This is a genomic window from Anabaena sp. CS-542/02, assembly GCF_028331085.1.
In the GTDB taxonomy this organism is placed as follows: domain Bacteria; phylum Cyanobacteriota; class Cyanobacteriia; order Cyanobacteriales; family Nostocaceae; genus Anabaenopsis; species Anabaenopsis arnoldii.
Genome location: NZ_JAQMTM010000087.1, coordinates 1 through 20,903, shown reverse-complemented (window position 1 = coordinate 20,903; position 20,903 = coordinate 1). Strand labels below are relative to the sequence as shown.

The window sequence follows — 20,903 nt, the reverse complement described above, 5'->3', positions numbered from 1 at the left end:
CAGCTTTTTATTTTTCACATAATATGTGTGGTCACACCTGAGTTGATCTTAAAATAATCATAAGATAATAAGTAAGTTTTTCGCTCATTGATTTGGGCTTTGGCAAGTTGGGAGGGGTTGCACAGTGGCTGATGATAAAAGTACAGGAAGGCCAAAAATTGATGAGCAAGAGTTTTTTTGGCCTTTCTGGTTGACATTGCCACTCTACCCGTATGGCAAGCGCCAGACAATCCGTAAGGAAGTAGTTAAAGATACTATCTGGATCTTTGACCAACTACAGGGGATTTTTTACGTTGTTGTGCCGATTCGCATGACTATAGTTAAGCTAGAACAGGGGGGTCTTTTAGTATATGCTCCCGTTGCACCTACTCCAGAATGTCTGAGGCTGGTTGAAGAGTTGGTGGCAGAACATGGGGATGTTAAGTATATTATTTTGCCGACAATTTCAGGAGTAGAACACAAGGTGTTCGTGGGTCCTTTTGCTAGATGCTTCCCCAAAACACAGGTTTTTGTCGCCCCCCATCAATGGAGCTTTCCCCTAAATCTTCCCCTTACCTGGCTGGGCTTACCTGGTAACCGGACTCATATATTACCAGCACACGGCAGAAATACACCATTTGCTGACCAATTTGACTATGCAATTCTCGGTCCTATAGAACTCGGTCCGGGGAGATTTGCTGAGGTAGCATTTTTCGACAAGCGATCGCGCACCTTATTATTAACAGATTCTGTGGTATCTGTATCAGCAGAACCACCGGCGATCGCCCAATTAGATCCATATCCTTTGCTATTCCATGCCAAAGATAGGGCATCTGACATTATAGCAGATAATCCCGTCAATCGCCGCAAGGGATGGCAACGTATTGCCTTATTTGCTTTGTACTTTCGTCCCAGTGTGCTAGAAATCCTCAGATGGAGTCAAGTCTGGCGTGAGGCGACTAAAGCCCCTAATCGCTCACCCAAAGCCTATTTTGGCTTATTTCCCTTTAAATGGCGGTCAGATTGGCAAAGCTCCTTTGAGCTACTTAGAGGTGAAGGTCGTTTATTTGTAGCACCAATTTTGCAAACACTAATTCTCAACCGCGCACCCAGAGCAACCCTGAACTGGGCTGACAAGGTGGGGAGTTGGGATTTTGAGCAGATTGTTCCTTGTCATTTCGACGCACCCATCAAAGCACAGCCTGATAAATTTCGTCAAGCATTCTCTTTCCTAGAAAACCATCCGCCTATCAGTGGGGAGAGTAATAGTTACCCTTTACCAGAGGAGGATTTTAAATTACTCAGAGAAATTGATCAAGGTTTAAAAAACAGTGGTATTGTGCCACCAGCACAGGAAAAAGTTTAATAACATCGTACCAAAGTTCAACTTTGGTACGAGATTCTGGTCATAGACAACAATGATTAGCCTGGTTGTACTCCGGGAACACCGTTTTGAACTACATATGTTGCTCGTTTGCTGATGGTACCAAATGGAGTTGTCACATTGGACATGACTAAATAATCTGTTGTCCAAGTTCTAGGAGTCAGTAAACAGCGAACATATCCCCGCTGACCATTGTAGAACTTAATGTGTGGATTATCGGGTAAGTAAGCTGCTACGTTGGGGGGGATGTCTGTTCCATTACCACCAGAGCTAATGGAAGTACATACGAACTCACTGCCAATGGTAGCAGAATTGGGGTTATCAAAATCAGCTTTCAGATCCATTGCCCAGTTGGAATGTACATCCCCTGCTAAGGATACAGGATTAGAAGGTTTACGCTGTGCAAGGAAATTCATCAAACTATTGCGGGAAGCCAGATAAGCATCCCACTTGTCCATACTAAACGTTTGTCCTTCACCGGGTTGGAAATCCCGTTGTGCAATGGGTACTTGCTGGGCTAAAACATTCCACTTAGTCTGTGAACTGTCTAAACCCTCATATAACCACCTTTCCTGTCTTTCTCCGAGAATTGTAGCTTCTGGGTTTAAAACCTCGTCACAACGTTGTTTTGTGCCATCACCACAGGGTTGGTCCGTACGATATTGGCGAGTATCTAAAACATGGAATGTGGCCAAGTTGCCGAAGGACAACCGACGGAACATCTGCATATCCGGTCCAATGGGTCGTGAGAAAGGCCGCAAAGGCATATGCTCATAGTAAACCTGATAAGCAATTGCTCGCCGTTGCAGAAAGATTTCTCGGTTTTGATCTGGTTCAGTATCAATTTCTGAAATGTTATTGGCGTAGTTGTTTTCCACCTCGTGGTCATCCCAAGTCACAATCCAAGGAAAAGCTGCATGGGCGGCTTGTAAATTGGGGTCGCTTTTATAGAGTCCGTAACGGTTGCGGTAGTCTTCTAAAGTGAAAATTTCTGAACCATTGTGTGGTCTAACAGCTGTGCTGGAAATTCCCCCTTCATAGATGTAGTCTCCCGTGTGTACCACCAAGTTGAGATCATCTTCTGCTAAATATTTATAGGCAGTGTAGTAACCTTGCTGATAGTTCTGGCAAGAGACAAAAGCAAATTTAAATTGATTCAAGTTGCTTTGTAGTGAAGGAGCTGTACGAGTACGACCAATGGGGCTTTCTTCTCTGCCGACAGTAAATTGATACCAGTACCAATTTTCCGGTTCCAGACCTGAAACTACAACTCGAACAGAATGGGCTAATTCCGGAGTTGCTACGATAGTACCTCTAGCTACAACTCGTCTCATGTCAGGATCTCTGGCTACTCGCCAGCGAACTGGGACGTTGGCAAGTGGCATTCCTCCCCCATTGAGAGGTTCAGGAGCTAGACGAGTCCAAATAACTACGCTAGTTGCATCAGGTTCACCAGATGCTACACCCAGCTTAAAAGGATAATCGGAAAATCTGCCCCTTGCCATAACTCGGTCATGGGAAAATTGACTGGCCAAGGTCAAACCAGTGAATGCTCCCGCCCCAATGATTAAGTTACGTCGTTTGATGCGATTACCCAAAAGCCGCTCAAAATTAAAGTAGTCTGCCATTGTGTTATTCCTGAGTAACAGGTAAATTTCAGCACAGAAGCATTCGACTTTAGAAAGATATGACAGGTTATGTGAACTCCATAACCACTTTTTTCCAGAAAATCAGGCTGGAATTTTCATACTTATCTAATATTTCGATTGATTTAGATGCTTACTTTGCTAGCCTGACAATACTGGTTAAAGATTAATTCTGTCTGAAGGGAACGTTAAAAATAACTTAATTCTTCTATATTTGCGCCTTGGGCAATTAAAACTTGATTAAGAACAGTAACAATAGTAATTGCTGTTGAATATGGGTGAACATTTGCAGTAAAAGATAATTATATAGCAACCGCCAAGGTGGTTAGGACACAAACAGAAGATAAAACCATTGAAATTCAAGCGTTTCAAGGCTTCCCCCAGCTCCGGTGCCCCCTGCTATATATAGCAGTAACCACAAGTGTTAGGACATTTCCCTGCTTGTTGTTCCCCATTCCCTGTTCCCTGTTCCCTGTTCCCTTAAAACCAAAATTATGATGTCCTAACGTGTATGCGTAGTGCTATACTTGAATAGGAGTTTTAAGTAATGCCGTCATCATAAAAACTGTATCCAGGATCGAAACCCATAAAATAGCTAAACAGCTATAAAATCAGTATAATTGCAGGAATCAACAGTAGTTGCTCACTGCTTAACAGACTCAACACATTCCTTAAATCAATTGATTTTTACCCAATTTTCTTCTATTCATCCCATAAACTTTTGAGTAGAACGGAGTTTAATTATGCCTCGTTCTCAAATATTCACTACATCTTTAGAGTTTGTGAAATTATAGACAAATCTACAAAGTCACTTTACCAGGGGTAAACCTGATTGGAGTTACTCCTAACCCCTCTATCCCGTCTGCAAAAGCGTTCAGGACTGCTTTTCTTAATATGTTGTACGCCCCATTTAAATCAGCGTTTATTAACCTTCCATTGGAAGCTTTATACAACCCACGAGCTACTCTTCTACCACTAAATACACCTTCTGCCCCTTTTTGGTACTCGGGGATATTATCAAGGTCAAGAAAACTAGCCTTAGAGGTATAACTTTCTTCGTTGATAATAACTTTAACCCCAGCTAAGTTAGCTTTATAAACCAACTGCTGGATAAATTTATAGTGGGGTATCTGAACAAAATTTTGATTGTTACGCTTACCAATATTAATATCTTGCTTCCACTGTTTGTTGTTACCAATCACCAAAGTATCAATCTGATTTTGTAGAAGGTAATTAATAATGGTTCTACTAGCTTGGTGTAGATAGGTATCAACTTTACTATCTCTTTTGGTGAGAAGATTGGATATTTTGTTGGAGGTGTATCTATTGGGGTCTTGAGTTTGAAGCTTCGATTGGAGTCTGGCTTTTTGTTTATTAAAGAATTGATTGGTTGACTTTAGTGGGCGACCATTAATAATCAACGGCTGAAAGCCTTTTTTGTTTGAAGCTATGGTGGCCAGGTTATTAAGCCCCAAATCGATAGCTGCAATATATTGATTCCTAACTGTGACTACTTCATTCTTTTCATAAACAGCCTCTACTACATGGAATCCACTTCTAGGTACTAATCTAAGTTCTTTAACTTTACTTTGAATAGCAGTTGAAATAGATATATTTGTACCTGAAGGTTGTAATAACCCTTTTTTTAACCCTCTTTTGCTAATACCCTGTGCAGGGTAAATGACCACACAACGACCTTTTGTTTTATGTTTATATCCAGGTAGTCTAGGCCGACTTTTGAACTTATCAGGGTTTGTCGTAAAAGAACTAATAGCTGCAAAATATGAAAGCCAGCATCTATCAACTAATTTAATGATTTGACAACTTACCTTTGCTGGCAAAGCTTTATAATCAACAGATTCTTTGATTAGATGATAGGATCCAGCATAATTAATATGCTTGTTGTTATGAATATATTCCTGTCTAACTATTAAGTTAACAGCATTGTATAGATTCTTCGATTTAAAGCAAAGTTCATCTATTTCTTTGTATGCTGGGTGACTTGGTTTAATAACATGACGCTCAATCAGCTTCATTTTGTAACTCCTGAGTGATACGTTCTGTTTTTCTCTTTGCTCTTCTTAACCCATAGATCCTTGCACTAAAGCATATTGGGTTAACCTTTCAGCTTGTCTTTCTAAGTTGTCTTTTGAACCATTATCAGAAACACGGCAGTAGATAGCTACAACTTTGTTAGGGTTTTGGTTAGTTTCAGGTAGATTAATAATTATGGTTCCTGTAGGTTATTGATAACCTGTGATTACGCCGGATTTGTACCAACGCCACGCAGTTCTATAACTTATCCCTACCTTTTTTGCATAATCAGATAGTTTCATTCATTTAATGATCGTACACTCATAATAATATTATACTAGAAATGTACATAAATGACTATAAATTCATTAAATTATTGTGGACCTGCAAGAAATTTACCCCTGTCCTGTCTGTCGCGTCGGTAAAATTTCTCAGATGCCTATGATGGAAACTATGGCCTGTGACTTCTGTCATGAGATTTTTACTGTCAACCTAGAAGAACAACAAATCAAAATGCCTTCTCGGCAACCGCCCCTGATATGGCGCTGGAATGGCTTTAACTGGACAGAACCCCAACTAGAAGGGGTGGAACTGGGTTGGGGTTATGGTGCAGCAGCAATTGCTTTTGTGGTTATCCCTACAACTATCATTGCCCTAGCTGCTTATTACTTACCCCCAATATCTGATGAACCCATTACTTGGTTACCCTATATCTGGACAATACTCACTTTTTTGTCACATTTATCAATTATTATGTGGATTTTGGCAGAAATTTATCAGTTTCCACTTATGGCTTATTGGAGAGCCATGCATCGGTGGAGAAATAGGTAACACACTATAGTTCCAAAAAACATAGACAAATATCTCATGCCTTCCCAATACGTTAAATATACTATGTGGGAATTTAGGATCAAAAGGTTATTTATGAACTGAGTTACCTCAAACAGGCTTGTATAATATTTAAATCTCAGTTAGAGAAAAACTATTCTGCTGGTGGAATCGATGCTGGTGGAGAATCACCCGCCCTAGGGCTTGACTAGGGTGGAATTCTGACTAATTCCCACATCAAAACTACACTGGAGTAGGTTTGATGTGGCGGCTGCATCACTCATACTTAAGATTGTTGACAAAAATACCTGATGAGCGAGATGGAGCAGTATTATCGAGTTTTGGAAATAGAACCTGGAGCCACACTTGAGGAAGTCAACCAGGCTTATAAAGACTTGGTTTTCATTTGGCATCCTGATCGCATTCCTCAAGATAATCTTCGCTTACAAAAGAAAGCCCAAGAAAAGCTCAAAGCTATTAATGAAGCTCGTGATCAATTGCGAGCTTTAAATGGCAAGAAGCATAACCATGTTGCTCATTCTCCGGTATCTCCACCCAACAAACCACCCCACAGTACCTACAAACCACCTAGCTCTAACCCGGATTTGAGTGGTAAGAACTTCAGCGGCTCTAACCTCAGCAACAAGGATTTATCTGGGCGAAACTTGAGTTATGCTAACTTGAGTGGTGCTGACCTGAGTGATACTTTTATGCATAAAGTCATTCTCCGGGGAGCAAATTTATCTCAAGCCAATTTGTTTAGAGCTAATTTACTTTTAGCCGACCTCAGAGAAGCTAACTTACGCTCTACTAATTTAATTGGGGCTGACCTGAGTGGGGCTGACCTGCGCGGAGCCGACTTGACAGGGGCGCGGATTCGTTCCGGCGATCGCCTGCTGGTAAAATTAATTGGTGCTAATTTAGCCGGTGCAATTATGCCTGATGGTGCCATCCATAGTTAACAATCAGTTTGATTTATGAACATCGCCATTATTGGTTGCGGTTACGTTGGTTGTGCAGTTGCTCAATTGTGGCAGCAAAAAACGAATTTTATGATCACTGCTACCACAACCACCCCTGAGCGTGTCCCCACATTACAAACTGTAGCCCATAAAGTTGTAGTTATCCAAGGCCATAACCGAGAAGGACTAAACTCTGTATTGCAAAATCAAGATGTTGTCCTGTTGAGTCTTGGGGCAAAAGGGGTCAATGTATACGAAGAAACTTATCTGAAGACTGCTGAAACTCTGGTAAACATTTTACCAGATATTCCTACAATCAAGCAGATAATATATACCGGCAGCTATTCAGTTTATGGCGACCACAATGGGGGTTGGGTAGATGAACAAACCCCAGTTAGACCCACTCATGAGCGGGGAAAGATTCTCCAAGCCACTGAGGATGTATTGCTAGCAGCATCTAGTGATAAACTGCGTGTTTGTATCTTGAGGTTGGGAGGCATTTATGGACCGAATCGGGAACTGATCAAAATATTTAGTAGGCTTCCTGGTACAACTCGTCCCGGTAATGGTGAAGATGTCGCCAATTGGGTTCACCTAGATGATATTGTTGGGGCGATAGAATTTGCGCGCCAACATTACTTAGAAGGTATTTATAATTTGGTAGATGATGCCTATTTAACTAGTCGAGAGTTACTAAGTCGCTTGTTTAACAAACACGATTTACCCAAAGTAAAATGGGATAATACGGCTACAAGTAACCGTCCATATAATGCTAAAGTATCCAACGGAAAAATCAAAGTAGCAGGGTATAAATTAATTCACTCCCAGATTATTTTTTAAGAAAAAAACCTGATTAATATGGTAAATTCATTGAATATTAGAATATCTCCTACCCAGTTTTATACATGGAACAATTATTCTTGTGCCTATGAAATCCATGAACCAGCTAATTCCGCCAGTGAGGGTATACCTTTACTTTTAATTCATCCGATTGGTGTGGGGTTATCGCGGCAATTTTGGCAAAGGTTTCGCAGCCAATGGTATAGAACAGGTCGTAAAAATCCTATTTACAATCCCGACTTACTAGGATGTGGTGAAAGTGATATGCCCCATGTGGCTTATACTCCTAAAGATTGGGCGCAGCAACTACATACCTTTTTATTAACGGTAGTTAAAAAACCTGTAGTAATTGTAGTACAAGGGGCATTATTACCCGTAGCCATAGAGTTAGTACAGCAACAATCTTTAATTCTGGGGATGATTTTAGCTGGGCCTCCATCTTGGCCGGTAATTACTAAAAACTCATCACCATTACAGCAAAAAATAGCTTGGAATATTTTTGATTCCCCTTTTGGTAAGGGTTTTTATCGCTATGCACGGACAGAAAAATTTTTGCGTTCTTTCTCCATTAGGCAACTTTTTGGCTCCGAGAATGCTGTAGATAAAGAATGGTTAAATATGTTATTCGCAGGGGCGAAAAATCTAGAAAGTCGCCATGCAGTATTTTCATTTTTAGCTGGATTTTGGCGACAGAATTATAGTAGTTATTTGGCTTGTATCAATCAGCCCACACTGATAGTTTTAGGAGAAACTGCATCGAGTATTAGCAAAGAAGGGAAACAAGAAACACCAGATGAACGCTTGGCTGATTATCTGGGCTGTTTACCTCAAGCTAGGGGTATTAAAATACCGGGACGCAATGTTTTACCCTATGAATCAACAGGGGAATTTGTAGAGGCGATCGCCCCATTTATTACTCAGTTAGAACCCGTACAATCATAGTTTCAGCCGGGGAATCAACTGGTGTCTGAGGTGCTTCTTCAAATACAGTCAAGTCGAACCAAAAAGTAGTACCCACACCCACCTCACTCACCAGATGCATTTGACTATGATGCCGTTCTATGATATTCCTAACAATAGATAAACCCAAACCAGTACCTTCTAGAGTGTGAACACGATTTTCCACGCGGAAGAAACGGTCAAAAATAGCCTGTTGGTCTTCAGGGGCAATACCGATACCAGTATCCGAGACTTCCACCCGGACATGAGAAGCCGGAATGTGTGAGTCAGGGTTTGTTTCCAGTTGGTAGGCGCGAATTGCTACCTGACCACCCGGCTGAGAGAATTTGAGAGAATTACCCACTAAATTAGCTAAAACTTGTAACAGTAAATCATAGTTGCCCACAACCAAGGGTAAATAAGGCTCTATTTCCTGAATTAATTGAATAGCTTTGTCCCTCGCATTGAGTTCATAAGTACGCAGGGTTTGTTCAATAGCTTGTGCTAAATCCACACCATCAAAGTTGTAACTGCGTCCAGATTCGAGTTTAGACAAATCCAAAACATCGTTAACTAAACGGGTAAGTCTATCAGTTTCATTATTAACAGTTTGGAGAAAATCCTGTCTTTGTTCCACACTCAACTCTTCGCCATACTCATGCAAAGTTTCGATAAAAGATTTGATATTAAATAGAGGCGTGCGTAATTCGTGAGAAACGTTACTAATAAATTGGCTTTTTGCCTCATTGAGTTCTACCTCACGGGTGATATCCTGGACGGTAATGGCAATACCTTTGATGCTCTCCCGTTGGAGATTGAGTACAGTAGTCAGGAGAATGCGGACAGTGCGCTTAGTGGCTTGATTCAAATGAATACGGAACTCGGCGCTGTCACATTCACCCGCCGCCATTTCATACAAAGGACGGGTAATTTCCATCTGCACTGCTGAGGGTAAATGATGTAAAACATTACCGCCTTCAACTTCTATCCCTTCCCAGCCAAAAATCCGCCGAGCTGTGGGGTTAACTAAAATCACCTGCATACTGTTATCAATCAAAACAGCACCATCAGCAATGGTAGAAACCAGGGTTTCCAGCTTGGCTTTTTCTGCTGTTAATTCCTCAATATTTTGCTCCTCATAGCGTTCTAGACGTTCAGCCATTTCATTAAAGCTGAGAATTACCTCTCCGAGTTCCCCGCCTAAAGGTAAATCAATGCGCTGCTTGAAATTACCAGCCGCAATTTGTTTAACCCCTACTAATAGTTCTTTAATGGGCTTGGTAATGGTCAAAGCATTAATAACTCCTGCCAAAATCACCATCACCCAAATCGTGATAAAAACCGCAATGGTCACATCACGGGTGAAATTAGTAGAAATAACTGCGGTTTGGTTGGGGTTGATGCCTATGGCTAAGACCCCCTGGTGTTTTTGATCGACAATTAGGGGAATAAATACATCCGTGACTACTCCATCTGGGGTTATATGTTGCCGCACCATAAGCTCTTTCCGCTCATTGGTGTAATCTTCTGGTAGTTGTATCCGTCGTTCAATGGTGAGGGAGTTTTCTACCTCTTCCAAAAAAGGAATGCCAAAAAATATTTTCCCAGTTTGATCGGCGTAGAGCATATAACTCACACTAGAGGTGCTGCTGTAGAAGCGTTGGGAAAATTGCTGGGCTTCAGTGAATTTGTGGTCAGCGATGAGGGGAGCAATGTTAGCAGCAAGCAGTAGTCCTAGATCACGACCAAAGCGGGTGTCATTCATGCGCGCATCTTGCTGAATTGTATTCACAGCCCAGAATGTGAGGCCACTCATGACCAAGGACACAACTAAGGTGGCCACAGCCAAGAGTTTGGTCTGGAGGGTGAACTCTGACCACCAGTTAGCAATTGCTTCTTGGATTGTTTTTAATGGAGCCAGCATTGTAAATCAAGTTGTTAGTAGTTTTGGTTATTTAACCCCAACCACTAAAAAATTAACAGTGAATTTGATCAAGATGTTAATTGGAAGATGAGGTTAGGTCAGACATAGCAAGTTTCCAGGTGAGGAAGTTAAATATAGCAGAGGTTTATTGACCGTGCTACAGGGGTAACTTCCATTGACCTGAATTATTTTGCTCTAGGAGCTAGTCTTGATTTAATATTAACAGTCTATTTGAGGACTCGATGACCGATATCTTGGCGGTAATATACCCCCTGAAATTGGATTGATTTGATTCCAGTGTATGCTTGAGCGATCGCTTGCTGGAAATTTTCGCCGATGCCGGTTACATTTAACACTCGTCCCCCATCTGTGACTATTTCTTGTTGCTGGTTTAATTTCGTACCTGCATGAAATACGGTTACTCCCGGGGCTTCAGCCTCTTTGATTCCCGTAATCACTTTACCTGTGTCGTATTTCCCAGGATAACCCCCTGAAGCAGCGACCACAGTAGCCGCAGCCCCTGGTTTCCAAGCTATGGGGGGCATTTCCCCTAAACGCTGCTGTACACAGGCTAAAATCAATTCCTCTAGGGGTGTTTCTAGCAGTGGCAAAATTACCTGAGTTTCCGGGTCACCAAAGCGACAGTTAAATTCTAACACTTTGAAGTCACCATCGGGGGCAATCATCAAGCCCGCATACAGCACCCCCCGATAGTCAATACCTCTAGATTTTAAACCGGCGATCGCTCTTTCCAACACTTCAGCTTGAATGCGCGCCATTAACTGGGGTGTAGCAATAGGTGCGGGGGCGTAAGCTCCCATCCCGCCGGTATTTTCCCCTGTATCGCCGTCTCCAATCCGCTTATGGTCTTGAGCGGGGAGCAAGGGGCGAATAGTTAACCCATCAGTCAGGGCTAAAACTGATACCTCTTCCCCAATCAAGCATTCTTCCACTACTACAAAATTACCAGCACTGCCAAACTGTCCGGCAAAAATTGCCTCAATGGCAGTTTCTGCCTGTTCTGTGGTTGTGGCGACTATTACCCCTTTACCGGCCGCTAAACCGTCGGCTTTAATAACTATAGGTATTCCCTGGGATTTTACATAGGATTTAGCTGCTGTGGCTTCAGTAAATACCGCAGCTTTGGCTGTGGGAATCCCCGCCTCTTGCATTAAGGCTTTAGCCCAAGCTTTACTAGCTTCTATTTGCGCCCCAGCTTTCACCGGACCAAATACCATGAGTCCTTGACTTTGCAGGTAATCTGTAATTCCCATTGCTAGAGGTACTTCTGGCCCCACTACCACCAAAGAAAAGCCATTTTCTAGGGCGTATCGGCTCATCCCCTCAAAATCATCTACAGCCAAGGGTAGGTTCTGACAACGTTCTAGGGTAGCAGTTCCCCCGTTTCCTGGTACACAAACAACTTGCTCAATTTGCGCAGATTGTAACAGTTTCCAAGCCAGGGCGTGTTCTCGCCCTCCATTACCAACAACTAAAACTTTCACTGAACCTTCTGACCAGAAGTGACAACTGCTTTGACAATATCACGAGTTCTGATCCCAAAATCAACTAGTTGTGTGAAGCAAGAATCCCCCACTACGGAGTGTCAATTGGCTAATCTAATCACTTCCCGAAGAGTGCATTGATTGAGAGTCGGTCGAAGGAGATGGTACTGAAATGGGATTCAAGGTAGATATAACAATAGCCAGTAGGATAATCAAAGCCATAATTAGAAAAATGGCATCTGTGGCTTGCACTAAATTAGGCACAGGTAAGGATGTCACATCTACGGATACCGTAGGTATTTCACTATTACTTACGTTATTTAAACTGGATAAAAGTTGAGAACCGCTAAAACTAAAGACTGAAAAAAGCAGTCCAAACATGGATGTTCCAATGACGATTCCTAGCATTCTTGACAATGCGAGCATTCCAGAGGCTACGCCTAATTGTGCCTGTTGTACCGCATCCATGACGATCTTACTAAGGGGAATAACGTACATTATTAATCCTAATTCTATTAAAATACCCCTGACACAAAAGCCGACGGCGGTGGAATTTAACTGAAGTGTACTCCCAGCAATACATCCGATTAAAAGAAATCCTAGCCCCACAAAAGCAATGCTGCGCCCCCCGAAACGATCAGCAAGGGAACCCGACAGAGGTGAAATCCCAACAGATGCTAGGGGTAAAACAGTTAAGATAAAGCCCGCTTTATCAGGAGAATATTTTAAACCCAGTTCCAGGTACAGCGGAAATAAAAGTTGAATCAGCCCCACAATAATGTATATCATCATAAATAATAATAAGTTGATATTGAGTGGAGGGACGATTAAAAGTTTTAGATCCAGAATAGGATAGTCGATGTGGGATTCAATATATAAAAAGTACAGTAAGCCCACCATACTTAATCCAAGTAACATCACTACCGTGGGACTCATGGAGCTAAAATTTTGTAATTGAGTTGCGCCTAAAACAAAGCTACCGATGGTTATCGTAATTAAGAATAACCCCATAAAATCTAACTGTTTCTCAGTCCCTGCCGACATCCCTTGAGGGACAAAGTACGCAATCATCATACCCGCTGCTAACCCAATGGGAACATTGATCCAGAATAAAAAACGCCAATCCCAAAGACTGATTAATAAGCCCCCTAGTCCCGGACCGATGGCTAAACCAAGGGAAGACAGTCCGGTAACCCAACCAAGGGCTTGTCCTCTTTCTTCTGGCGGAAACATTTCCGTAACCATCGCATTTCGTAAAGCCCAGATTAACACTGCTCCTAGACCCTGTAAGCCTCGAAAAGCAATCAATATTGAAATATTAGTGGCTAATCCACACAGAAAAGAACTGATGGTAAATAGCCCTAATCCTATTAGGAATAATTGTTTTTTATCATAGATATCTCCCAGTTTGGCGACGCCTAAAACCATCGTCGTTAACATTAGTGTATAAATTAGTATCACCCATTGAACGGTCATGAAGGTGGCATGGAACTGTTGCATGAGTATAGGAAGGATGGCGCCAACAATATAAAATTCTGCCGAAATCATAAATGCACTGGTACCAATGCCAACAATTGCCCATTGTTTTTGGGTAGGAGTGGTAAAATTTTTCACGGTTTATTTTCGTCAAGATGGGAGGATGTTTTAAAAGTGATGATTAATGTACCAGATATTGTTTTACCCCTGCATAACCCTGCCCTTGGTAAGGGGGGATTAAGGGGGGTGAAAATGTGATCAAAATTACTGATGAAAACTTATCAAGCAACCTGTGGGAGAGACAAAAAGAGGAGGGTTAAAAGGAATATCGCTGTTATTCACAGTCCTACAATATCTCTCACGGTCAGGGGTTCTTTGGGCAAAATACCAAATTTTTGCTGTTTAATATCCAATGTTTCTGGATTGACGTAAGTTCCAAAAATACGATCGCAAAAGGTAAACAGATCGCCTAAATTTTTCCTTTGTAAATCAATATTGCTGGAGTGATGCACCATATGATAGCGCGGGGTAACTAAAACCCATTCCACATATTTCATCCAAGGTTGCCATTGAATGTTGCTATGAACAAAGAACGTAAAAAAGCTATAAGCTGTCACGAATATTAACGTCAGATCTAGGGGTATCCCTAGGAGTACAAAACCAATGAGATCCCACTTGGCAATAAACTTAGCAACGAGGGAATTTTTGTTTCCTTTTAGCCAATACATTTGATCCTGCATATGGTGCCACTTATGGGATCTCCAAAATATCATGTTGTGGTGCATTGCCAGATGATAACTATAAGCAATTAAATCTTTTAATAGGATGGCTAAAATAATCCTCAACCACAGGGGACTATGCAGTACCATATGCCAAAGGTGTATGTGTTGCCCCCAGCCCGATACAGGCAAGATATAGTGATGCTCAATGTAGCCATAGATTTGAGCGGAAAGAACAATAAAAACCAGGATAATGGGTAGTTCTTTCAAATCCTGAAAAATCGTTTCCAGGTCAATTTGGCGAAGGGGCTGACCGAATTCCCAGATCCAAAGGATTACACCGGAGGTAATGATAATTAAGATGGGGAAAATAAATAAATATATATACGGTTGTAAAAGGTATATTAATTTTGCCAGCCAAATACCTGCAAATGAAATATTGCTCGTAGAAAAACCAAAAGCTTGATCAACATATAACATGGTCTGGTATCTCCAGTAAAAAACCTTAAAAACTGGGGATGAAAAAATGCCATCAACAGTTAAGTGAAGAACAGGGACATACTAGATTTATACTTCTGCTAATGCCAGAATTTCTGAGGTGCTTAACACTCGGTTTTCAAGACGAGCCGTTGTTAGGATCTGATCGATGGTTTCATCAGTGAGGGTTACACCCCAGTGACGCATTAACAATTTAACATTGGCACGACCGCTAAACGGTCCGACTTGAATGTCATAATTGAGGCCAAACAAGTGGGGATTAACTCCAGAATAAATGCATGCGGCTAAATCCTGATTATCATAGGTTTCAGCCTTCAGAATCGCGGAGGCATGAACTCCCATTTGAGTGGTAAAACTATGCTCACCAAACACAGGATATTTGTCGGGGATGGTTAGGTTGCACCGTTGAGCTAGTTCCCAACAATACTGTTGGAGGGGGATCAAAAATTTCTGATTCCAAAGCCCTTGTAAATGTAGATTAATCATCACCAAATCTAGAGCAGCATTCCCAGACCGTTCTCCAATACCGAGCATTGTTCCCTGAATACAATCAGCCCCAGCCTCGATAGCAGCTAGGGAATTAGCTAGGGCTAAACCGCGATCATTATGACCATGAAAATCAAGGCGAACGGGGCTATTGTTAGCATCCAAAAAATGTCGAAGATGCTGAATCAACTTACGTGTACCGGAAGGCGTTAAACAGCCCACCGTGTCACAAACGGTAATTTCTGTTGCTCCCTCTTCCACCGCAACGCGACACAAATGTTCAACAGTCTGGGGCTCAGATCGTGAAGTATCCTCCGGTGAAAAATTAACCGGTAATCCCAATTTGTGCGCAAGCTTTACCCCAAACCGGATTAATTCTTCTAACTCATGGATATCCCATTGATCTACAAAGCGACGAATGGGAGAACAGGGTACAAATAAGTGGGCTACAATAGCACAACCGCTCTTTTGACGGATGCGCTCGATGGCTTGAATATCCGCTTCAACCATGCGCCCCAATAGACCAAGTCGAGGGGTTAGTCCTTTGGCTTTAACTCCTTGACACAGGGCTAAAGCCTCTCGATAAGCGATTTCCTGCCCGGGAAAGCCCACCATAATATCTGTAATTCCTGAGCCACTGGCCAGTTTTAATAATTCCAGCTTTTCCTCTAGGCATGGTAGTCGGGTAACTCCTCCTTCTAAACCATCTCGCAAGGTTTCATCGCACAGAGTAATCGTTTTTGATGTGGTTTTGGTTGGTATATTCCAGTTATAAACTAAGTCACTAAGTTGTGGCATTTTTATGAATTTTTATTCCTTGACTTAAAATTACAGCGGTTTCACAAAAACGACGAACTATCAGTTATTTGCTAAACATTAATTAGTCCTTTAGATTCAGAGAATTCCCGAACTCCTTCTACCAATAAGGACATTCCTTTCTTAAAGTTATCTGTATTCCGAGCTAAGGCAATGCGTAGATATTTTCCACCTTGCTCTGGGTTGTCCCAATAAAATAATGTCCCCGGTAAGATGTGAACTTTTTTACGTATTTGTAAAAATTCTTGTAGGTCTGTAGCTTGGACATGAGGAGATTTAATTTCACACCACGCTACGCTAGTTTTAGTAAGGTTAGGTACTAAGTCTATGATTTGACCTTTCAACAATGTTTCAAGGGTTGAACGATTTTGTTCTATGGGATATCGAATCTGAGAAAACTGATTGCAAAATGAGGCGGTAATATACGTAGTAATGAAATTGAGCACAAACGGAGAGACACTAAGTAAATAGCTTTGGTATATTTCATACATTTCATCATATAAATCCCGAGAGACTTTTAGTATCGATACCTTGATTCCTTGAGTGGGAAAAAATTTACCTGTATCTTCAATAACTATGTAACTGATTCCTGAGTTCTCTAAAACATCATAAGTGTCGTATAAGCTAATTTGAGAATCTAGCAATAAAAATGGGGCAAAACAATGATCGAAAATTAGTAGCTTGTCCTGATCCTTACAAAATCTAATAATTTCATTAAATGCGTGTCTATTCTGATCGCCTAAGGTTGTAAATCCAGTAGGATTATTGGGGTCTACAAGGAAGATAGCATCGGTTTTAACATTGTATAGCAGGTTATCGTAAATTCTTGAACTGTCGTACAGCAGTTCCTCAGGTAAGGCAGAAACTTTAACATTTTGATTCCTCAATACCTGAAATATACTATCAAAGCAAGGTTCAATTAAACTAACACTTAAATGGTGATTTGACAAATAATTGGCAACATGAAGAATGGCTATAGACGCTGCATAGTGCAGCATAATATTACCGGAATTCAGACCACTCCTAATCCCGCGAATACCATAAAAAACTTGCAGAAAACGCTCCTCAAAGATTTGCTGTTTATTTTTCTCAGTCTCTAGCCACAGTCTCGGAAGTTGATCAATAATTGGTATCTGATAAACGGTTTGAGAAATTTGATTAAATGCATTAGTGTAATTAAATTCCTGTTCTAATGCCAATTTCTCATGTTGAGTTAAACTGCTGTAGTTTAGCATTATTACTTTATCTCTTTAAATATCACAAATTAATTTAGAAGCAAGAAATTTATTTTTCTTACTTCCTGTGGTTTTTACTAGTTGTTAGCACTGTAATATGATTTGGTTATTACCAAAAATTTATTAATATTTTTTTTAGCTTTAAGAGTATGTTTTAAAAGTTTTAGGCAGTGCAAATTAAGGCAAGTCGCCTACCCATTATATTTTCCTAGTATAATCTGCCGATCAAGCTTGTCATCCGTCATCTATATTAAGGTACTGAAGAGGTTGTCTGTATTTTGGAAGGTTGTTTAATAAGTGTTGATAGCGAAGCGCTGCTGCAAGCAGATCGCCTGTGCCAGTTGCGTAAGTCCTATAAACTAAAGTAGTTCCCTTTGACATCAAAAATGCTATGCCTGATGCAGTCTCAACTAAATACGATTTTTTACCCCGATTTTATCGGTTGTCAAGCGTGAGCGTGTTGTCTAATCTGATGATTCCTCTAGCGGGGTTGGTGGATACTGCTTTTTTAGGACATTTAGCAGATATCCGTCACTTGGCTGGGGTAATTTTGGCAACTATTCTGTTTGACTACCTTTATCGAGTGTTAAAATTTATGCGGTCAAGTACCAATGCTCTGACTGCTCAAGCTGTGGGTTCAGATGAACCAAAAGCCGTATTATTGGCTGGTTTACGTAGTGCTTTGATTGCTTTGACCGTAGGGTTAGTGATTTTACTGCTGCAATACCCTATACAAAAATTTGGTTTTTTGATGTTGAATGGTTCTCCAGAAATTGAAACTTCTGGGATTGACTATTTTTATGGCAGAATTTGGGGCGCTCCTGCTGTTTTGCTCAATTTTGTCCTTTTCGGTTGGTTTTTAGGACGAGAAATGAATGATTGGATGCTGCTGATGTCTATCGTTGGTAATGGTTCTAATGTGTTGCTTGACTATCTGATGATTTTTAAATGGGGTTGGGAAAGTATGGGTGCGGGTTTAGCAACTGCTTTAAGTCAGTATTTGGCTTTGGGAGTTGGTTTGCTGGGAGTGGGATTGAGTATTCAGTGGCAAGTGTTACCTACAGCACTAGAAGAAATATTTGATTGGGTAGCTCTCAAGAATACTATGGCGCTAAAAAGTAATATTTTCATTCGATTTTTAGCCCTGATTTCTGCCTATGCTATCTTTACTAATTTGAGTTCCGGTATGGGAAAAACGGTTTTGGCAGAAAATGGATTAATGCTGCAAATTGCTCTTTTAAGTCAGTTTACTATCCAAGGTGTGGGAGTGACAACTCAAACCCTAATTGCTAATTTTAAAGGTAAGGAAAATCAACAACAGATGATGCCGTTGTTATTTGTGTCTCTGGTGACAGCTATAGTGATCGCTGTGACTTTTGCTTTGGTACCTACAATTTTTCCTGATCAAGTTTTTGGGTTGTTGACTAATCACCCTGAAGTTAATACTAACATTACTCAATATACAATTTGGTTGTTGCCGGTTTTAGTAATTACAGCGATCGCCTTTATTTTTGAAGGTTACTTTATCGGTTTAAAAGCTGGTGCAAGTCTAAGAAATGCTGTATTACTGGCTTTTTTCATCGGTTTTTCGCCTTTGGCGATCGCCGCTTGGTATTTCCACAACAATCATCTATTGTGGTCAACTCTCGTTTCTTACATGACAACTCTTATGGTAGTATTAGCAATACAGATACCCCAAACTTTGTATCCCCAAAACTTAGAAAATCAAAAATCTCTCACTCATTCTTAACTATTTATTGGTAATGGGTAATGGGTAATTGGTAATTGGGAAAAATATAATTAATTATATTACCACGCGATCCGGTTTCCATTCGATTAGTGTCCCCAGCGAGTGGGGACATTTGCTTGGGTACAAGCCTCTCATGTACCCTTAATTCTTGGGCAAACTAACTTTTTTCGAGAATTTGATGTTTGTTTTGATCGATCACAATGCACAATCAAAATTGTCCGAGGCGATAAGCGATCGCTCTCTCATTTTAACCTAGCGGGGATCGGACTTAATAGTAGTTAAGGAAGTACAAGAAAATGGATATTGAGCGCGATCACTTTTCTCAAAAATGTGGCTCTACCGTACTTGTTATGCTAATTTAACAACTGGTTCGAGGGAACAGGGAACAGGGAACAGGGAACAGAGATTAAGAAGGAATATTCAGGCATTTTCTTCAAGAACCAACATTATTTCCCTTATACGGTAAGCTTTTTCGGATTTTATCAAAACAATTTAGCATATTAGGTACTGAAGAACCAAAAATGTTTAATGGCTAAAGTGAGCGGCAGCTAATAATATTCGCATCCCTATCAGGATCTCTAAAAGGTTGTTTAATAAGTGTTGATATGTAATTTTCATCACTATCACTAGCTGGGCAATATCCCCGACTTCTAGGAAAATTTATAACTAGCTGACAATATCATAGTCAGAAGTCGGGGATATGAGTCACTAATAAAAGCGATCGCTTTGGGTACTAGGTAGCGATCGCACTGGCGTTTTGTCCGTCAACAGTCAACAGTCAACCGTCAACCGTCAACAGTCAACCGTCAACAATCATAGAAGTTATAATTAAATCATCCTATACTTAAACTATTATGACTAAATGGTTTAATACTGCTGGCCCTTGTCAACCGGATATACACTATACTCTACCCACCAGTGAACGGTTACCAGAGTTAAAACGCTTGATTGCGCAGCGCAATTACTTTGTCATCCATGCACCCAGACAAACCGGTAAAACCACTGCCATGCTCACCCTAGCACAGGAATTAACAGCCAGTGGTAAGTACACCGCCGTCATGGTATCTGTAGAGGTGGGTGCTGCTTTTCCAGATAAACCAGATATCGCCGAATTAGCCATTTTAGACGCTTGGCGTGGTGCTATTAGTTACAGGCTACCGGATGAATTACAACCCCCTAAATGGCCTGATGCTCCTGTAGGGCGACGGATTGGAGCAGCATTAGAATCATGGGCAAAGGTTTCATCCTTTCCTTTGGTCGTGTTTATTGATGAAATCGATGCTTTAGCTAATGAAACCTTAATTGCTATATTACGACAAATTCGTGATGGTTATCCCAATCGCCCCCAAGGTTTCCCCCAATGCGTGGCGTTAATCGGGATGCGGGATGTACGTGATTATAAAGTAGCTTCTGGTGGTAGCGACAGGTTAAATACCTCTAGCCCCTTTAATATCAAGGTAGAATCTATAACCTTAAGTAATTTTACTTTGGAAGATGTGACAAGTCTATACGAACAACATACTCAAGCCACAGGACAAATCTTTACCCCCGAAGCCATTAACCACGCCTACTATTTAACCCAGGGTCAACCTTGGTTAGTCAATGCGATCGCCCGTCAAGTGACAGAGTATTTAGCAGAAGATGTGAATATTCCCATCACTGTAGACTTAATTAATCAAGCTAAGGATATTTTAATTCAAAGGCAGGACACCCATTTAGATAGTTTAGCGGAGCGACTGCGAGAGGATAGGGTAAAAGCAATCATAGAACCTATTTTATCTGGGGAAGAATTACCCAACACACCGGAAGACGATCGCCGTTATCTGTTAGATTTAGGTTTAGTGATTCGCAGTAAAGAAGGTGGGTTAAAGGTAGCTAACCC

15 protein-coding genes are annotated in these 20,903 nt (G+C 41.1%); 7 read left to right on the top strand and 8 right to left on the bottom strand.

The window, feature by feature from the left end:
* Positions 1-124 precede the first annotated feature (124 nt).
* Entirely contained in the window at positions 125-1,345 is a 1,221-nt protein-coding gene (locus PN447_RS10270) for a DUF4336 domain-containing protein (protein ID WP_271762854.1), read from the top strand.
* A 56-nt stretch (positions 1,346-1,401) separates the two neighbouring features.
* On the opposite strand, the gene PN447_RS10265 is transcribed toward PN447_RS10270, so the two are convergent.
* Positions 1,402-2,991 carry an alkaline phosphatase D family protein gene (locus tag PN447_RS10265; RefSeq protein ID WP_271762852.1) on the bottom strand — a complete coding sequence of 530 codons (1,590 nt, stop codon included), beginning with the start codon at positions 2,989-2,991 and terminating at the stop codon, positions 1,402-1,404.
* 818 nt (positions 2,992-3,809) lie between these two features.
* Complete coding sequence (locus tag PN447_RS10260; protein WP_271762849.1) at positions 3,810-5,045, bottom strand: RNA-guided endonuclease InsQ/TnpB family protein; 1,236 nt, start codon at positions 5,043-5,045, stop codon at positions 3,810-3,812.
* 433 nt (positions 5,046-5,478) lie between these two features.
* Between PN447_RS10260 and PN447_RS10255 the strand changes: the two genes are divergently transcribed.
* From PN447_RS10255 to PN447_RS10240, 4 genes are all read left to right on the top strand, one after another.
* On the top strand, positions 5,479-5,874 hold the full coding sequence (locus PN447_RS10255) for a hypothetical protein (RefSeq protein ID WP_271762864.1): 396 nt from the start codon (positions 5,479-5,481) through the stop codon (positions 5,872-5,874).
* A 308-nt stretch (positions 5,875-6,182) separates the two neighbouring features.
* On the top strand, positions 6,183-6,833 hold the full coding sequence (locus PN447_RS10250; RefSeq protein WP_271762847.1) for a pentapeptide repeat-containing protein: 651 nt from the start codon (positions 6,183-6,185) through the stop codon (positions 6,831-6,833).
* A 15-nt stretch (positions 6,834-6,848) separates the two neighbouring features.
* Positions 6,849-7,673 carry an SDR family oxidoreductase gene (locus PN447_RS10245; protein ID WP_271762844.1) on the top strand — a complete coding sequence of 275 codons (825 nt, stop codon included), beginning with the start codon at positions 6,849-6,851 and terminating at the stop codon, positions 7,671-7,673.
* Positions 7,674-7,691: 18 nt separating this feature from the next.
* On the top strand, positions 7,692-8,615 hold the full coding sequence (locus PN447_RS10240) for an alpha/beta fold hydrolase (protein WP_271762842.1): 924 nt from the start codon (positions 7,692-7,694) through the stop codon (positions 8,613-8,615).
* On the opposite strand, the gene nblS is transcribed toward PN447_RS10240, so the two are convergent.
* From nblS to PN447_RS10210, 6 genes are all read right to left on the bottom strand, one after another.
* Complete coding sequence (gene nblS / locus PN447_RS10235) at positions 8,587-10,536, bottom strand: two-component system sensor histidine kinase NblS (protein WP_271762840.1); 1,950 nt, start codon at positions 10,534-10,536, stop codon at positions 8,587-8,589. The two genes, PN447_RS10240 and nblS, sit on opposite strands and share 29 nt — an antisense overlap.
* 227 nt (positions 10,537-10,763) lie before the next feature.
* Complete coding sequence (gene purD / locus PN447_RS10230; protein WP_271762839.1) at positions 10,764-12,041, bottom strand: phosphoribosylamine--glycine ligase; 1,278 nt, start codon at positions 12,039-12,041, stop codon at positions 10,764-10,766.
* A 114-nt stretch (positions 12,042-12,155) separates the two neighbouring features.
* Positions 12,156-13,655, bottom strand: a complete 1,500-nt coding sequence (locus tag PN447_RS10225) for an MFS transporter (protein ID WP_271762837.1) — start codon at positions 13,653-13,655, stop codon at positions 12,156-12,158.
* A 200-nt stretch (positions 13,656-13,855) separates the two neighbouring features.
* Positions 13,856-14,716: a sterol desaturase family protein gene (locus tag PN447_RS10220; protein WP_271762835.1), complete on the bottom strand. Its 861-nt coding sequence runs from the start codon at positions 14,714-14,716 to the stop codon at positions 13,856-13,858.
* An 87-nt stretch (positions 14,717-14,803) separates the two neighbouring features.
* Positions 14,804-16,018, bottom strand: a complete 1,215-nt coding sequence (locus PN447_RS10215; RefSeq protein WP_271762833.1) for a LeuA family protein — start codon at positions 16,016-16,018, stop codon at positions 14,804-14,806.
* 71 nt (positions 16,019-16,089) lie between these two features.
* Positions 16,090-17,271 (bottom strand): aminotransferase class I/II-fold pyridoxal phosphate-dependent enzyme, encoded by a 1,182-nt coding sequence (locus tag PN447_RS10210; RefSeq protein ID WP_271762831.1) that lies wholly within the window; start codon positions 17,269-17,271, stop codon positions 16,090-16,092.
* A gap of 391 nt (positions 17,272-17,662) precedes the next feature.
* Between PN447_RS10210 and gntT the strand changes: the two genes are divergently transcribed.
* Positions 17,663-19,021 (top strand): guanitoxin biosynthesis MATE family efflux transporter GntT, encoded by a 1,359-nt coding sequence (gene gntT, locus PN447_RS10205; RefSeq protein ID WP_271762829.1) that lies wholly within the window; start codon positions 17,663-17,665, stop codon positions 19,019-19,021.
* 854 nt (positions 19,022-19,875) lie between these two features.
* On the top strand, positions 19,876-20,903 hold a 1,028-nt coding region (locus PN447_RS10195; protein WP_271762828.1), incomplete at its 3' end, for an ATP-binding protein.

Excerpts from the sequence above, each read along its gene's own strand:
- PN447_RS10260 (WP_271762849.1), bottom strand. The coding sequence starts at position 5,045 with ATGAAGCTGATTGAGCGTCATGTTATTAAACCAAGTCACCCAGCATAC.
- PN447_RS10255 (WP_271762864.1), top strand. The coding sequence starts at position 5,479 with ATGCCTATGATGGAAACTATGGCCTGTGACTTCTGTCATGAGATTTTT.
- PN447_RS10265 (WP_271762852.1), bottom strand. The coding sequence starts at position 2,991 with ATGGCAGACTACTTTAATTTTGAGCGGCTTTTGGGTAATCGCATCAAA.
- PN447_RS10210 (WP_271762831.1), bottom strand. The coding sequence starts at position 17,271 with ATGCTAAACTACAGCAGTTTAACTCAACATGAGAAATTGGCATTAGAA.
- gntT (WP_271762829.1), top strand. The coding sequence starts at position 17,663 with ATGCCTGATGCAGTCTCAACTAAATACGATTTTTTACCCCGATTTTAT.
- nblS (WP_271762840.1), bottom strand. The coding sequence starts at position 10,536 with ATGCTGGCTCCATTAAAAACAATCCAAGAAGCAATTGCTAACTGGTGG.
- PN447_RS10215 (WP_271762833.1), bottom strand. The coding sequence starts at position 16,018 with ATGCCACAACTTAGTGACTTAGTTTATAACTGGAATATACCAACCAAA.
- PN447_RS10220 (WP_271762835.1), bottom strand. The coding sequence starts at position 14,716 with ATGTTATATGTTGATCAAGCTTTTGGTTTTTCTACGAGCAATATTTCA.
- PN447_RS10245 (WP_271762844.1), top strand. The coding sequence starts at position 6,849 with ATGAACATCGCCATTATTGGTTGCGGTTACGTTGGTTGTGCAGTTGCT.
- PN447_RS10240 (WP_271762842.1), top strand. The coding sequence starts at position 7,692 with ATGGTAAATTCATTGAATATTAGAATATCTCCTACCCAGTTTTATACA.
- PN447_RS10250 (WP_271762847.1), top strand. The coding sequence starts at position 6,183 with ATGAGCGAGATGGAGCAGTATTATCGAGTTTTGGAAATAGAACCTGGA.